The 14,738-nt window shown below is 43.7% G+C and carries 12 protein-coding genes and 1 pseudogene; 9 read left to right on the forward strand and 4 right to left on the reverse strand.

Going from position 1 to position 14,738, the window contains the following annotated elements:
• Nucleotides 1-8 precede the first annotated feature (8 nt).
• The 4 genes from IQ276_RS02630 to IQ276_RS02645 all read left to right on the forward strand — a co-directional run bounded on the left by IQ276_RS02630 (nt 9) and on the right by IQ276_RS02645 (nt 4,039).
• The gene (locus IQ276_RS02630; RefSeq protein ID WP_235115370.1) at nt 9-1,247 is read left to right on the forward strand and encodes a PAS domain-containing sensor histidine kinase; all 1,239 of its coding nucleotides are present in this window, start codon (nt 9-11) and stop codon (nt 1,245-1,247) included.
• A complete protein-coding gene (locus tag IQ276_RS02635; RefSeq protein ID WP_193917922.1) occupies nt 1,244-1,696 on the forward strand; it encodes a response regulator in 453 nt (150 codons plus the stop codon). Before IQ276_RS02630 ends, IQ276_RS02635 begins: the two co-directional genes overlap by 4 nt.
• Before the next feature lie 161 nt (nt 1,697-1,857).
• Nucleotides 1,858-2,073, forward strand: coding sequence for a hypothetical protein (locus tag IQ276_RS02640; protein WP_235115371.1), 216 nt, complete (start codon nt 1,858-1,860; stop codon nt 2,071-2,073).
• The gene (locus IQ276_RS02645; protein ID WP_193917921.1) at nt 2,054-4,039 is read left to right on the forward strand and encodes an ATP-binding protein; all 1,986 of its coding nucleotides are present in this window, start codon (nt 2,054-2,056) and stop codon (nt 4,037-4,039) included. The genes IQ276_RS02640 and IQ276_RS02645 overlap by 20 nt, the downstream gene beginning before the upstream one ends.
• A 512-nt stretch (nt 4,040-4,551) precedes the next feature.
• On the opposite strand, the gene IQ276_RS02650 is transcribed toward IQ276_RS02645, so the two are convergent.
• Nucleotides 4,552-6,891 (reverse strand): PhoX family protein, encoded by a 2,340-nt coding sequence (locus tag IQ276_RS02650; RefSeq protein ID WP_193917919.1) that lies wholly within the window; start codon nt 6,889-6,891, stop codon nt 4,552-4,554.
• A 377-nt stretch (nt 6,892-7,268) separates the two neighbouring features.
• On the opposite strand from IQ276_RS02650, the gene IQ276_RS02655 reads away from it, so the two are divergent.
• Nucleotides 7,269-8,237, forward strand: coding sequence for a glycosyltransferase family 2 protein (locus IQ276_RS02655; RefSeq protein WP_193917917.1), 969 nt, complete (start codon nt 7,269-7,271; stop codon nt 8,235-8,237).
• A 129-nt stretch (nt 8,238-8,366) separates the two neighbouring features.
• Here the strand turns inward: IQ276_RS02655 and IQ276_RS02660 are convergent, their stop codons facing one another.
• The 3 genes from IQ276_RS02660 to IQ276_RS02670 all read right to left on the reverse strand — a co-directional run bounded on the left by IQ276_RS02660 (nt 8,367) and on the right by IQ276_RS02670 (nt 11,499).
• The gene (locus IQ276_RS02660) at nt 8,367-9,602 is read right to left on the reverse strand and encodes a DUF445 domain-containing protein (RefSeq protein WP_190875790.1); all 1,236 of its coding nucleotides are present in this window, start codon (nt 9,600-9,602) and stop codon (nt 8,367-8,369) included.
• Nucleotides 9,603-9,772: 170 nt separating this feature from the next.
• Nucleotides 9,773-10,465, reverse strand: a complete 693-nt coding sequence (gene ubiE, locus IQ276_RS02665; RefSeq protein WP_190875791.1) for a bifunctional demethylmenaquinone methyltransferase/2-methoxy-6-polyprenyl-1,4-benzoquinol methylase UbiE — start codon at nt 10,463-10,465, stop codon at nt 9,773-9,775.
• A 77-nt stretch (nt 10,466-10,542) separates the two neighbouring features.
• Complete coding sequence (locus tag IQ276_RS02670) at nt 10,543-11,499, reverse strand: response regulator (RefSeq protein ID WP_193917915.1); 957 nt, start codon at nt 11,497-11,499, stop codon at nt 10,543-10,545.
• A 283-nt stretch (nt 11,500-11,782) separates the two neighbouring features.
• Here IQ276_RS02670 and IQ276_RS02675 point away from each other — a divergent pair, with 283 nt between their 5' ends.
• From IQ276_RS02675 to IQ276_RS02690, 4 genes and pseudogenes are all read left to right on the forward strand, one after another.
• Nucleotides 11,783-12,862 carry a RuBisCO accumulation factor 1 gene (locus IQ276_RS02675; protein ID WP_193917913.1) on the forward strand — a complete coding sequence of 360 codons (1,080 nt, stop codon included), beginning with the start codon at nt 11,783-11,785 and terminating at the stop codon, nt 12,860-12,862.
• A 108-nt stretch (nt 12,863-12,970) separates the two neighbouring features.
• Complete coding sequence (locus IQ276_RS02680; protein WP_235115372.1) at nt 12,971-13,339, forward strand: DUF8820 family protein; 369 nt, start codon at nt 12,971-12,973, stop codon at nt 13,337-13,339.
• Nucleotides 13,339-14,037, forward strand: a complete 699-nt coding sequence (locus IQ276_RS02685) for a DUF6745 domain-containing protein (RefSeq protein ID WP_190875795.1) — start codon at nt 13,339-13,341, stop codon at nt 14,035-14,037. The genes IQ276_RS02680 and IQ276_RS02685 overlap by 1 nt, the downstream gene beginning before the upstream one ends.
• Nucleotides 14,038-14,279: 242 nt before the next feature.
• Nucleotides 14,280-14,720, forward strand: a pseudogene (locus tag IQ276_RS02690) (transposase); the annotation flags it as partial.
• Nucleotides 14,721-14,738: the final 18 nt, after the last annotated feature.

Below are 14,738 nucleotides of genomic sequence, written 5' to 3' on the forward strand. Positions count from 1 at the left end.
TGTCAATAATGGAAAGTAAAAACCGTTCCTGGCAAAAAAGCTATGGTATCGCTGTACTCGCCAGCGGTTTAGCACTGTTATTTTCTCTACTTGTATCGCCACTGTTAGAGAACATTACCTTTTCTGTGTTTTTTGCCGCTGTGGTGCTGAGTTCGTGGTATGGAACTCGCGGCTCAAGTTTATTTGCAACTTTCCTGTGTAGCTTGGCTATCACTTACTTTTTCTTACCACCAACTTATTCACTGAGTATTTTAACCCTGGATGGCTTTATCCGCCTGGGGTTATTTGTGATTGTATCGGTGCTAACTAGCGAATTGAATGCTGCTTGGAGACGCACAGAGTTAAAGCTGCGAGAAAGTGAAACTGGCTATCGTGAAATGGCAGAGGCGGTGCAGAACTATGCCAACGAATTAGAGCAACGAGTCGCCGAACGGACAGCCGCCTTAGTTGAAGCCAACAAAGAACTTGAAACCTTTGGTTATTCAGTTTCCCATGACCTACGCGCTCCTTTGCGATCGATGCAAGGTTTAGCTCAAGCACTACAGGAAGATTATAGCGATCGCTTAGACAGCGATGGCCAAGATTATATCCAAAGGATTGTCGCCTCTGCTGAACGGATGGATGGACTAATTCAAGACCTACTTGACTACTCGCGCTTGAGTCGGGTAGAAATTAAGCTGCGTGTACTTGATCTGACAGATATTGTTACAGAAGCCATCAACCAACTAGAAGTAGAATTGCGATCGCCAAAGGCGGGGCGTAGCCCATCGGCACAAGCTCAGGTAAACCTAGAACAACCGCTTCCAGAAGTTACAGGTCATCGCACAATTTTAGTACAAGTACTTGTAAACCTACTGAGTAACGCCATTAAATTTGTACCCGCTAATAGACAACCCCAAATTCGTATATGGGCAGAAATCGTAGGGAAAGAGGGGGGAGATGAGGGAGAAAATACTTCCTCATCCCCCTCATCCCCCTCATCCCCCTCATCCCCCTCATCCCCCGCGTCTTCCATTCGCCTCTGGGTAGAAGATAACGGTATTGGCATTGCACCAGAACATCAGCAGCGAATTTTTAACGTGTTTGAAAGATTACATACTCAAGACAGTTATCCTGGTTCTGGCATTGGCTTGGCAATTGTCCGCAAAGGCGTTGAACGTATGGGGGGACAGGTCGGTGTAGAGTCAATAGTAGGTCAAGGCAGTCGCTTTTGGATTCAACTACAAAAACTTCCGACGAAAACATGAACATAGAGCAGCAGACAATCTTACTAGCAGAAGACGATTCCGATCAAGTCCTGTTAATTCGTCGTGCTTTACGCAAAGCTAATCTGATGCAACCCCTACAAGTTGTCAGCAACGGAGAAGCCGCTATTTCTTACCTGTGTGGTGAAGGAGAATATGCTGATCGAGAATGCTACCCTTTGCCGATACTGATTTTGTTAGACCTGAAAATGCCCCGCAAATCTGGGTTTGAAGTTTTGGAGTGGCTCAAGCAACAACCTGAACTCAGACGCTTACCAGTTATTGTGCTGACGACTTCTAAAGAAATAACCGATGTTCATAAAGCTTATGATTTGGGTGTCAATTCCTATTTAGTTAAACCTGTAGCATTTAGTGACTTGACTGCAATGATAAAGTTACTTGATGCCTATTGGCTGAACTTAAATCAACAGCCGTTGGTTTACAGCGATTAATGGTTTAGCCTAGAAAAGGCATCATTAAGTAATTCATAATTCGTAATTCGTAATTCGTAATTCATGAAGAAATTCAGTTGATTGAGCTATTCTGTGGTATGGGTTTAGTATTGCTAAACCCTTAGAGCATGGTCTATCGATGTGAAAATAGCTTTAACTAAGTGAGATTCGTTAGTCAACTGTATTATTGTCGAGAGTACGACACCGAAAGATTTATAGCAATTCTTCAAAATGAAGCAACAGATGTAAATCAGCAAAGTCTTGCTGCATCTAAGCTTCTTAATTACGAATTACGAATTACGAATTACGAATTACATTCTGCACTTAGAGCTTCTCAAGCATCAATTTTGGCTTCTCATGCACATTCTGATTATTGACGACAATCCAAACGACCGTTTCATGATTATCCGGGAGATGCGGCGAGAATTTCCTGGTGTAGAAATAGTGGAAGTGGGTGAACCAGAAAACTTTGAGCAAGCACTGGTAGCAGGTTGTTTTGATTTGACAATCACCGATTATCAACTGCGTTGGAACAATGGTTTAGAAATATTGCATCTCCTGAAGAACCGCTATCCCGATCGCCCCGTAATTATGTTTACAAATACAGGCAATCAGGAAATAGCCGTTGAGGCCATGAAAAGCGGACTTGATGATTACATCTTGAAGTCACCCAAGCACTTAGTTCGTTTATCCGCAACGGTGAGGTCTGTCTTAGAACGCAACCAAACTCGGCAAAGAGCTAGCTTTTTAGAGAACCGCTTGCAATCTCTACTCAATCAATTAAATGTCGGCGTGTTTCGGGCAATTCCTGACGGACAACTGTTAGAAGTTAACAGCGCATTTCTTAGACTTCTCAGACTTAATTCTCTAGAAGAAATTCAGGGTAATAGTAGCTTTAATGAGATTTTTTCTAGAGCCGGAGATATTACACCACAGAAAAGACGAGAACGAGAATTAAGAATACGTAGAATAGATGGTAGTTATATATGGGTATCAGTGAATGAAACTCTCAATATAACTAATGCAGAAGTGGTGATTGATGGGCTAGTGGAAGATATTACCGGGCGCAAACGCTCAGAAGAAGCACTAAAACGGTATGCGACAAGATTACAGACTCTCCAGGAGTTAGATCGGTCGATTTTGGGGGCAATCTCTCCCACCGGAATTGCGAAAGCGGCTCTGGCTTCGACTTATCCCTTACTTCCTTGTCAATTATTGGATGTAACATTGTTTGATTGGGAAAATGAACAAGCTACTGTTTTAGCTGTTCAGTCAAGCGATCGCATTGGCTTTGCCATTGGTGAAACTTTCTCATTACATGATTTTGGCAACATTGAAAACTTGCAACAAAACCAGGTGATGATGATTGAAAACCTCGCTGACCATCCCAGACCTTATCGCGTTCAACAGCGGCTGTTCGACCAAGGCATTCGCTTAATTATGAATGTACCTGTAATTGCTCAACAACAGCTAATCGGTTCCTTGAACGTGGGAGTAATTCAACCGTGGTCATTAACTGAAGAAGATGTGGAAATTGCCCGCGAGGTGGCAAATCAGTTAGCGATCGCCATCCAGCAATCCCGCCTGCGCGAACAATTGCAACGCTACACCGAACAACTAGAACAACTAGTTCACAACCGCACAGAACAGCTTGAAGAAGCCAACAGTGCCTTAGAAGCCTTTGCCTACTCCATCTCCCACGACTTACAGGAACCTCTGCGTGCCATTCGGGGATTTGCCACTATTCTTTTAGAAGACTACGAAACCGTATTGAATTCAGGCGGGCAAGATTTACTTTATCGCATCGCCAGTAACGTAGACCGCATGGACAACCTACTGGTAGACTTATTAGAATACAGCCGCTTGAGTCGCATTGATTTGCCGCTGCAGCCAATTAACCTCAACTCACTAGTCAAGCAAGTGCTGAGGCAATTAGAAGTATCTCTGCAACAAAAGCAAGCCCAAGTGACAATTACAGAACCTCTGCTGGAAGTTGTGGGAAACTACCGCACCGTGGAGCAGATTATCACCAATTTAGTAACCAATGCCATCAAGTTTGTAGCTCCTGGAATTCAACCCCAAGTCAGAATATGGGCAGAACACCGCGAACCCTGGGTACGCTTGTGGTTAGAAGACAATGGCATAGGCATCTCACCACAGCATTGGGAGCGGATTTTTGGTGTTTTCGAGCGTCTGCACAGCATCGAAGCCTACCCTGGCACTGGAATCGGACTAGCGATCGTCCGTAAAGGCATTGAACGCATGGGCGGACAAGTAGGTATGGAGTCAGAAGTCTCCCAAGGTAGTCGCTTTTGGATAGAACTACCAGAATTTGTTAAATGAGAGCCTATTTACAGCAGATTGCAGCTTGGTGAGGTACAGGTTATCGTAGGGGCGCACAGCTGTCATACGTATCAACTTAAGCCTGGCGAATAGAATTCGCGCGCCACTTGCTTCTCCCAAGGGGAGACGCTGCGCGAACAAGTCGGCAGAGCCGACGGCAGTTGCTCATGGGGGAAACCCCCAGACGCTCGCGGACTCGCTAACGCTGTTGGCGTCTCCCCTTGGGAGAAGACCGCACTGCCTCCCCAACGCAGTGGCTTGGCTACACAGGCTTTCGTCCGCCTACCTTGTCCTAACAGAAAATTAAGGGTTTTGAAACCTGCGTAGGCAGGTAAAGTTTAGTGTAGACGCGGTTTCTAACCGCCCGTTTCGCGTTACTTGACACCAATGGCAAGATGCCCACCCCACAAGATTGGATAATTTATTTCTTGGTAATCCCTAACAATTTTCCACTCATAGGAAAAGGCGATCCAGACTGAGACTGCGATCGCCTTTAATGTTTTGCTAATCCCTTAAATAAACGTGCTGCGAGAATTTTTCGGGCGGATACCAATTACAGATGGCCGGGGAACGCCTGTAGCTTGACCCTTACCACCATCAGCCTTGGAAATATTACTCGGCCAACTACTACCACGAGGTAAACTCCGAGTTTGATTGAATGTACTACCATTCAAATCCAGTAATTCAATGCTGCGACTCAGAATCGTGCCATCATTAATTGGACAATCTTCACCAGGATGTTGTACTGAAATAATCAGTGTATTCCCCACAAAACTTGGCCCTGTCATCTCACAACGCACTGGCCCATAGGCAAACGGTACCACCTGTCCGGCATTTGCACCCCTGGTGGGGATAAAAAACAGCCAATTATTACCGAATACTCCTGTAAAATCAGAAACATTACCGCTAGCTGTGTGATCGATTTTGGTTTGCTTACCTTCAGCACCCACATCAAAACCATTGTGAGTGCCAGTAGACATATCTGTGACTCCCCAAACATTTGCCCGATCGTCAAAAACTAAATTATCGACGTTGGCAAAACCAGCACCATTCACAGAACCAGCTTCACCACCTTGGACAAATCTCTGCCATTTAAAGGTTAAACCCGTACCATCAGCGCTATCTTCAATAATCTTGTACAGTCCTCCTGATTGCTGCGTCCCGTTAGCATCTGTACTTAACTTGGCAACTTGAAAAATTCGGGAATCAGGATAACCATCGCTACCTGGGGCACCATCAGTATAGGCGATGAAAACTTCTTTGGTAGTTGGATGCACTTCTAAATCTTCTGGACGCGCTGTGGGAGTTCCCCCGACTAAGTTTGCAGCTAAAAAGGCGTCAGTGAGTACGGCACCTTGGCTAGAGTAGAAGTCAGATAGCTTTTTATTTTGATAATCAGGTAGTGCTTTGGCTTCATTAGTGCGATCGCATTTAAAGGTACCACCATCTTTGGTTTCACCTGCTATGCCATCACGTCTCGGTAGTGGTAAAAGACCTTCTTTTTGTGCTTTCTGCAACGCAGCAAATTCTACAGAAGATAGAACTGTCGGCGCAATTGGATTGGTAGCAGTACTTAAAAGTAACGGTATCCACTTACCTGTACCGTCTGGATTGTAGCGGGCAACATATAAAGTTCCATTTTCCCACAACTTACTGTTGCTTTTACTCGTTGGCGACGAGATGGTACTAGCACTGACAAATTTCCAAGTGTGTCCCCCACGTCTGTCATCACCTAAGTAAGCAACCAATTTCTTGCCTTTTTCAGCACGCACAGCAACATTTTCATGACGGAAACGACCCAAGGAAGTATGTTTGCGGGGGCGAAATTTTGGATTCGTGGGATCAATTTCTACAATCCAGCCGTATTTTTCGCCAACTAATCCGAAAGTCTTACCAATAGTTTTATCTGTGTAACTTGCCTGAGTCCCATTAGCTTTGACTGCTTCGGTAACGCTGTTTTGGAAGTTTTCTTCCCCGGATAAAATTGTTCCCCAAGGAGTTTTACCGCCAGAACAATTGAAGGCAGTACCAATAATTTTGTTACCTACTTCATCAGAGGAAAGATTAAAAACTTGGCTTGCAGCTGGGCCAGTCCCAATTAAATAATTTTGGTCACCTTTTTGGTGGTTGCGACTTCCCCAAGCCGTGACATTTTTGTAGTCATCATTGCGTTGGCTATTGATTCCCAATCCTGAAAGACCGTGAATCCGGCGATTTTTGTCATCTTTGACCACAACAAAACGTTTACTCGCATTCTGGCGAGAGATGCGGACAATCGAGCCGCCTTGGTTATATAAAAATTCCCCTTCAACTTCAATATTTCTGGTGGAGGGTAAAGCCCAACCAATGACGCTTTCAAAGGCGTCAGGTAGTCCTTTGACATCAGAGGAATCTTCCACTACTAAAGTAGAAAATGGAAAACTAATGTATTCATGATTGACCCATAAATACCCTACATGATTAGTTTTTCCAACGGGAATAAAGCCAGTGAAATCGTTGTTGTAGCCGAAATAATCATCTTTGTTAGGAAAAACGCGATCGCCCCAACTGACAATTACATAACGTTCGTACTCTGGCGGCACTACCACATCATCAAGAACGTTGTAGCTAGTTAACTTAACATCCGCAGATGCATTAACTACATCTCCTTCACCAATTTTTGTTGGCAAGAAATTTTTCTGCTGTTGATAAATTGGTAGAGGATGTGGTAGGCGTACAGGTGTAAAGCCCAGTGGTGCGGTTTTTGCTTCTGCACTGTTGGCAACACCGTTTAGGAGTTTGTCTCCCAAAACAACAGCACCAGCACTGCCAGCAAAAAATATTAAAATTTGTCTGCGACTCAATTTAGACATCAAACTTTCCTCTGGTGTGACAGGAAAAACTTAGTAGAAACAAATTCTACTGAATTAACATCAGAAACTCTTAAGTTTATGAAATTCGCTGTGTTTAAAATAATTAAGAATCTATCGTTTTTGATAAATTAAAGATTAATTGCCTCGTTTATAGCGATTCTCATTTGAATGAACCATAGGGTAGTGTAGCACATCTGTACTCTAGGCAATTGCAAACCGCTATATATGCAGAAATATCTATTAGTTTACTAACCTTAGTTTATTAAAGTTAAGCTTAGGTTATATATTAATTAACTAAGAATTATTAAACCTGGCGTTCTACGTAAGCAGAATCAGGTAAGGAACAGAGTCAGTGCCCCATCTGTCCTATCCTGGAGATGGGTAAATGTGTTATGGGTGAGACTGTGTTTTTCAGCGTTGTGATACCGACTTATAATCGCCAACCGATTTTAGAAAAGTGCCTCCGTGCTTTGGAGGTGCAGGAGTTAAATCAGCCAAGTTCGGTGACTGGTTACGAGATTGTCTTGGTGGATGATGGTTCTACTGATGGCACATTGGAGTGGTTAGCAGCACACAAAGAAGAGTTTCCCCATGTGCGATGTTTTCAGCAAGATCATGCTGGCCCTGCGGCGGCGCGGAATTTGGGGGTAGAACAGGCGCAGGGAGACACAATTATCTTTATTGATAGTGATTTAGTAGTGCTGAAGAATTTCCTGCAAGCTCATGGTAGCGCACTAGTGCAGGGAAAAGAGAAATTGGGGAGCGATCGCTTTTTCACCTACGGCGCAGTTATCAATACTTGCAATTTCGACAATCCAACGGCTGAACCCTACAAAGTCACAGATTTTTCAGCAGCTTTTTTTGCTACGGGAAATGTAGCAATACCGAAACATTGGCTAGAAAAAGCCGGACTTTTTGATACCAGTTTCCAACTCTATGGCTGGGAAGATTTAGAACTAGGTGTGCGGCTGAAAAACTTAGGTTTGACACTAATTAAATGTCCAGAAGCCGTTGGCTATCACTGGCATCCACCGTTTAACTTAGAACAAATCAAAAGCTTAATTGACAAAGAAATCCAACGCGGACGAATGGGAGTTTTGTTTTATCAAAAACACCCCACATGGGAAGTGCGAATGATGATTCAAATGACTTGGCTACATCGCTTACTTTGGGGTGTTCTTTCACTCAATGGCGCACTAAATGAACGGACTATGGCTCCTTTTTTGCAATGGTTAATTAATTTAGGTAAACCACAATTAGCTTTAGAAATTGCCCGAATCTTTCTCAACTGGTACAACGTCAAGGGTGTTTATGAAGCCTATGCTGAAATGCAGCAGACATCCTGATGGAAAAAGTCAAAAATGCAGAGTTAATACCATTTGATCAAATATCTGATACAGATACATGAGTACAAACGAAAGTTTTACGCTTCCCTCTTATTTTGCTAAATTTACAACTTTTACACAAATCAAAAATTAAAATTGACTCAATAACAAAAACGCTGTTTGAAATAGTCCCACAACAAAACCTAAAATACCACCTAAAGTGACGATCGCCTGCAATTCATTTTTCACAATTCCTTCGATCGCAGCTTCTAAATCAGCCGGTGAAGTTGATTTTACCCGGTCAACGATCACTTGATCAATGGACAAAATCGGAATTGCTTGTGCCACAATTGCCTCTAAATCTTTTTCCAAATACTTCTCTAAAATGAAAGCCAATTCTTGACTCATCACTTCTAAAGAAGTATTGACAACAGGTGAAGTACTCAGACGATTCAACAGCACTACAGCAATATTTTCCCAATTAACAGAATCAGTTAACCCTTGTAGTAAATCACTGCCACTGGTTTGTACGTAATGGCGGACACTTTCGCGTGTGGTTTTTCGTAGTTGGCGGACAGTTCCAATTGGCAAGTTTTGTAATGATAAATTTTGCAGTAATTTGCGAATGCGATCGCGCATTTGCAAATCTTGAGTCAATTCCTGCAAACGACTATTGGTAGCTTCTTTTTCATCTAAGCAAAAAGTCCTCAGTCGGGTGAGAGTATTACGTAAACCAAACAAATTTGCCACTACCCAATAAGTACCACTGGTTTTTTCCCGAAAGCCTTCATCAATTATTTGAATTGTGCGATCGGTCAAAAAATCAACTATTGCTTGCCGCAATGCATCTGGCGGTAAAACTACTTGTAACAACCAATCAGCAAGGCGCGTGGCTTGTTCTTCAGTCAATTGAAATTCCAGCAATATCTGGTCAAAAATTTGATTGATTTGCGCTTCTAAAAAGTCTTCCCGTCGTGACAAAACCTTCAGTAATCTTGGCAAGGATTCTCCTAATAAATCCCGCAAAATTCCCGCTACAATTTTAGCGCTTTTCTGGTTTTTATCTGTTTTGACTTGTTCGATCGCCATCCGCAACAACCAGAGAATTGCTCCTTGTACGCGTTCTGTTTGTAACAGACGCCGTGCCAGATTTTGCAATTCTTCTGGCGTTAATAGCGACCCCATAATTGTATTAGAAATTTTCCCAGCCAGACGTTCCTGGTTGCGGGGAATTAATCCAGGGGTGAAGGGTACTCTTCGTCCAGCAATGTAAATTGCTCGGTAGGGACGGAACAACATTTTGATGGCTATATCATTTGTGAAATAGCCAATAATTCCACCCAGTATGGGGGGAGACACATAAAGCCAAAGATGAGACCAGTCCACAGGATTTTGGATTTTGGATTTTGGATTTTTAATTTTAGATTACAAATTAGGGATTGGGGATTGGTAATTGGTGGTTATTAGTCATGAGTTATTTTTCAATAACCACTAAGGACTTTCTATTAGCTATTACCTATTCCGCAGTCCGCAATCCAAAATTGCAAATCTAAAATTTAAAATTTGCTGACTACTAGCACTCCCATCATACCGTTCGCAATGGGGTAGTGTGTGGCAACGGCAAAACCAACTTCATGAGCTAACTCTACTTGCTTTTTGCCGATGGGAAAGCGGTCTAAGCTGGGACTGATGTAGGCATATTCTTCCTTTAAGCCCAAATAATCAGCAACTGGCACCACGAAATTGTCCAGATACCACTGCTGAAAGGTGCGTAGCTGGGGATTACTCGGTCGATGAAAATCTAAAATCGCGGCTTTAGCACCCGGCTTCAGGACGCGGTATAACTCTTGTAGACTGCGGGGAATATCTTTAACATTTCTTAAACCGTAGCCCATTGTTGCGGCATCAAATTGGTTATCGTCAAAGGGTAAATCTAGCACGTCAGCTTCTACCCAGTTGATAACAGGTTGGGGGTATTGCTTTTGTGAGCGTTCTTTGGCCGTTTCTAGCAGGTTTGGGGAAAAGTCTACTCCATACACCTGTCCGCTTGCTCCCACACGCCGTGCCAAACGTAAGGCTAAGTCACCACTACCGCAACACAAATCTAGTGCAGTATCACCGGATTTAGCGGCACTCCATTTCACTGCCATTTCTTTCCATATTCGGTGCTGTCCCGCACTCAACCAATCGTTCAATTGGTCATAAACTGGAGCAATGCGGTTAAAAATGGACTGAATTTCGTTAGTCATTAGTTATTAGTCATTAGTCATTGGTCATTGGTCATTGGTCATTTACCATTGAACTTTGGACAAATGACTAATGACAATTACACAATGGTTTGATGGCAGCGACTACTAGTCAGAGCGATCGCCACTAGTTGTGCTGATAGATCAATCAGCTTTAATTCATCTTCCCGCAAAATGCACGGTTGTTTCCACTGTAGCGACAATACGCCCAATAATTGATTACGGTAGCTAATCGGCATCACTAAATGTGCTTGCACACCACTGTTTTGGTAGTGAATAACATCATTTAATTTAGCGTCTTTAAGTATATTCAAGGAAAGTTGTATTTGTTTTGTGGCGATCGCTTCTTGGGTGAGCGTATCTTGGTCAAGCCAATTTTCTACTGTACCTGTGTCGCTGTAATTTCCTTGAGTCGCAGCCAGAGTATTGCCATCTATAAGTTGTATAATACACCCTTGGGTGCCAAAAGTTTCACAAAAAGCCCTAGCAATTGGGGTAAGAGTTTCTTCTAAGCTAGAAGCTGCTTGAGTTACCTGCACCAAAACACTCAGCAGTGCCATTTGAGCATGAGCGCGACGTAGTTCTTCTGTACGCTGCTTGAGTAAATCGTAGGTTTCTGCTGCTCTTTGCACCACCGCCTTTAGTTCCCCTGGGTCCCAAGGCTTGGTAATATATTTATAGACTTGTCCGGCGTTAATCGCTTCTACCAAGTCTTCAATATCAGTAAACCCGGTGAGAATTATCCTAACTGTATCGGGAAACTGAGGTACAGTCTTACTGAGAAACTCAGTTCCTTTCATTTCTGGCATCCGTTGGTCGGAGATAATCACCGCTACCTCCCCTTCTGCTGCCAAAACTTGTAAGGCATTCACCCCACTATCAGCTTTCAAAACATTAAAATCGCGTCGAAAAGTGCGATAAAGCAGATCGAGATTATCTGGCTCATCGTCAACTACCAGAATTTTCAGTTTTTTTGGTCGTTCGAGAGTCATCACTTGATACTGGATTTTATCAATTTCGAGGCTAGGATTATCCATAAGATATTTCCCTTAAATATTTCATTGATCTTGTTATATTCCATACCAAGCTTAATTGAGAATAGCTGGATGTTCTCATGGGTTTTTACGGAGTAGAATCATATTTTTAGACACATTTAATTGTTCAGCACGGAAAAAATTACTTGCCGAAATATCTTGGTTATCGAGTTGAACTTGTCACAGATCAACTCAACCCAGTAGCTCTGGGCAGTTCATGGATTAGAATAAAACTTGCTCATGAGGTATTAACCAACCTCTCAAATTGAAGCTCACACACCGATTTATGACTGATCTACCACCCAACGCTCAGAATCCCGAAAATACTAACAATGATGTAGCACAAGAGTTACTGCGAAAGTTGAGGCAAAAGCAAGGTAACTGGGTGGAATGGGGAACAGCGATCGCCTCGTTGCAAAAAACTGGCTACAATCCCCAAGAAATTTTTGAAGCCACTGGATTTGAGCCGATTCAACAAAATCAGGTGATTGTTGGTTCTCAAGTTTACAATTCTTTAGAAAAATTTGGAGTTTCCGAAGCCACGCGATCGCACTACAGCGCCCGTGGCAGTGATGTTTTATACGAACTGCGTTTGCTCACCCAAGAAGAACGCGCCGCCGCAGCTGAACTGATCTTCATCCACAAAGTCGATGCCGATGAAGCGCGGGAAGTTGCCAAAGCGATCAAAGAATTCTCTTATTTCCGCACCTTACCAGAAGGATTTTCCAGCCATCCTGGAGATGCAGTTGCTCACCAAGCTTGGAAACTGGCACGCCAAAACTCAGATTTACAAGAGCGATCGCGCTTAATTGCCAAGGGTTTGCGTTTTGCTCACACGCCAGCAGCTAGGAAACAAATCGAACAATTACTGACTGATTTTACCACTGTTCCCAAGCGTCCGGCTCCAATTTTACCCTTTTACCGCCTAGAATCTGAAGAACAATTGCCTCGAATCGTGCCAGTAGTGGGCGAGTTCCCAGTATCAGCACAAGACTTGCAGTCTGTGCCCGTAATCACAGAAATTGAACCATTTCGCATGGTCAAATTTGCCGGAGAACAAGCTTGGGTGCCGTTACCGGGTTGGCAAGTACTGTTAGCAGCAGAAGATCCAGTAGCGATTTTAGCTTCTAGCGATCGCTTCCCCAACCAAAGTCGAACAGAACCAGTGGTAATAGTAGTAGATCGTGCCCAACGACAATGGGATGTTTCCAACTACTTTGTCGTTGAAAACGCTGGTGAATTAGATTTTCAATGGTTTGAAACTGAGCCAGAAATTCCTCTACTAGGACGAATCATTATTATTGTTCGTGCTAAGAAAATTCTGGATGAAGAATTGACTAAAGATTCATGGCAGATTGACGAATAAAGTCAAATTTATTGGGCATGGGGCATGGGGTATGGGGTATGGGGAAGCAGGGGAAGCAGGGGAAGAAGAACTATTGATTATTGACTCATGCCCAATGCCCAATGCCCAATGCCCAACATCTTGTATAATAAGGAGATGTTGAACAACCGTAATGACTCCCAAGCTAATCAAGCTGGTATGCTCTACAGACATGGCGACGTTCTACTCAGAAGAATTGCTAGCTTACCAGTCGGCGCTCAAAGACGCGTAGGTGCAACTCTGGCTCATGGTGAACTCACAGGACACAGCCATCGCATCCACCAATCCCATGCTGTGCAGTTGTGGGCAAATGGTAGCGAGCTTTTTCTTGAAGTTAAAGAACCAACTGCCACTTTAGTTCATGAAGAACATCGGGCGATTGAATTACCCCAGGGTTTTTACCGTGTCTGGAGACAACGTGAATACCGCCCTGACGCTTACGTAGAGGTTGTGGACTAATGTTGAAGATGATGTCAGGTGGGCGCGTACCGAATAGACCAGTCAAGCAGCACCCACAGCAAAGCCACGAGCCTGTATCGGCGGAACGTGCTAGAAAACTCATCCTTGAGCATCGCGCATGGGATGGGATGCGCGTTTTGGGTCATCTAGATTTGAGCGGTGCGTCGCAACTTTACAATTTACCTGAAAATCTCACCTGTGAAAGTCTGGATATCAGCGATTGTGTAAACCTCACGACCCTTGCCAAAGGTCTGCATGTCACCCATTGGATTGAGTTAGCAGGGAGTGGGATTACTAGTTTACCTGGAGGACATGGTTTCGTTCTGCGCTGGCGAGGTGTGCAGGTGAGTGATGCCATTGCCTTTGCGTCGGACTCCATAACCGGGCAAGATATCCTCAACATGGAGAACGTTGAACTGCGCCGGGTGCTGATTGAACGTTTGGGATATGAGAGATTTTTGCAGCAAGTGGGAGGGTTAGTCCGTCATCGGGATAGAGACGCTGGTGGAGAACGTCAACTTATCTGCATTCCTTTTGAAGATGACGAGCCGTTTATGGTTTTGAAAGTGACTTGTCCATCTACAGGACATATTCATATTCTGCGCGTTCCCCCATATATGCAAAGCTGCCATCAAGCAGCCGCTTGGATTGCAGGCTTTGATAACCCAAATGATTATAGTCCGGCGATCGAGGCGTAATATCGGCGTAATATCAATTTTGGATTTTGTGAAAAATTTAAATAACCTAACAGCTAGAACACCGATTCAGTAATAAAACACGAGACTGAGACATCCGATTTTTATGCTTTTTAAAACCAAATTTTCCTTGTTGCAACCCAAAGAAACCGGGCTTTTTCGTCATATAGCAACCGCAAAGGCGGTTTGGGCATAAACTGGAAATAGTTTCTTTGCTTTTGCTGGGGAGTGCGATCGCTGTACATATGCCTAAACCCTACAGTTACGACCTTCCTCAAAAGGTCATTCAAGCCATCGAACTCGATGGCTTAAAGAAAAGTGGATCTTGTCTGCTTTTTAATATCAGTCGCAACACCATAGACTGATGGCTGAAGCCACGAGCGGAAACAGGCAACTTCCAAGCCTTGCCCAATAAGCCTCCCGGTAATGGTCATCAAATCACCGACTGGGAAAAATTCCGTGAGGAAAGCTTGATCTCATGGGGATAAAACGCAAGTTAATATGGCCTCACTTTGGGAAGGACAAATTAGCGATGCCTTCTCTACGAGACGCTACGCGAACGGCGAGCTTCGCTTACGCACCATCTCACAGGCATTGAAGAAAATTGGCTTCACTCGAGAAAAAAAAAGACCTACGGCTACGGTGAACGCGATGAAGACAAACGGCAGGCGTTTATAGCTAAACTAGAATGATGCAGTTCTGAG

The sequence above is a fragment of the Desmonostoc muscorum LEGE 12446 genome, from assembly GCF_015207005.2.
GTDB classification, from domain to species: Bacteria; Cyanobacteriota; Cyanobacteriia; order Cyanobacteriales; family Nostocaceae; genus Nostoc; species Nostoc muscorum.

What these genes read in the sequence shown, in the direction of transcription:
- IQ276_RS02630 (WP_235115370.1), top strand. Translation starts at nt 9, where the DNA reads ATGGAAAGTAAAAACCGTTCCTGGCAAAAAAGCTATGGTATCGCTGTA.
- IQ276_RS02635 (WP_193917922.1), top strand. Translation starts at nt 1,244, where the DNA reads ATGAACATAGAGCAGCAGACAATCTTACTAGCAGAAGACGATTCCGAT.
- IQ276_RS02645 (WP_193917921.1), top strand. Translation starts at nt 2,054, where the DNA reads ATGCACATTCTGATTATTGACGACAATCCAAACGACCGTTTCATGATT.
- IQ276_RS02650 (WP_193917919.1), bottom strand. Translation starts at nt 6,891, where the DNA reads ATGTCTAAATTGAGTCGCAGACAAATTTTAATATTTTTTGCTGGCAGT.
- IQ276_RS02655 (WP_193917917.1), top strand. Translation starts at nt 7,269, where the DNA reads ATGGGTAAATGTGTTATGGGTGAGACTGTGTTTTTCAGCGTTGTGATA.
- ubiE (WP_190875791.1), bottom strand. Translation starts at nt 10,465, where the DNA reads ATGACTAACGAAATTCAGTCCATTTTTAACCGCATTGCTCCAGTTTAT.
- IQ276_RS02670 (WP_193917915.1), bottom strand. Translation starts at nt 11,499, where the DNA reads ATGGATAATCCTAGCCTCGAAATTGATAAAATCCAGTATCAAGTGATG.
- IQ276_RS02675 (WP_193917913.1), top strand. Translation starts at nt 11,783, where the DNA reads ATGACTGATCTACCACCCAACGCTCAGAATCCCGAAAATACTAACAAT.
- IQ276_RS02680 (WP_235115372.1), top strand. Translation starts at nt 12,971, where the DNA reads ATGCCCAACATCTTGTATAATAAGGAGATGTTGAACAACCGTAATGAC.
- IQ276_RS02685 (WP_190875795.1), top strand. Translation starts at nt 13,339, where the DNA reads ATGTTGAAGATGATGTCAGGTGGGCGCGTACCGAATAGACCAGTCAAG.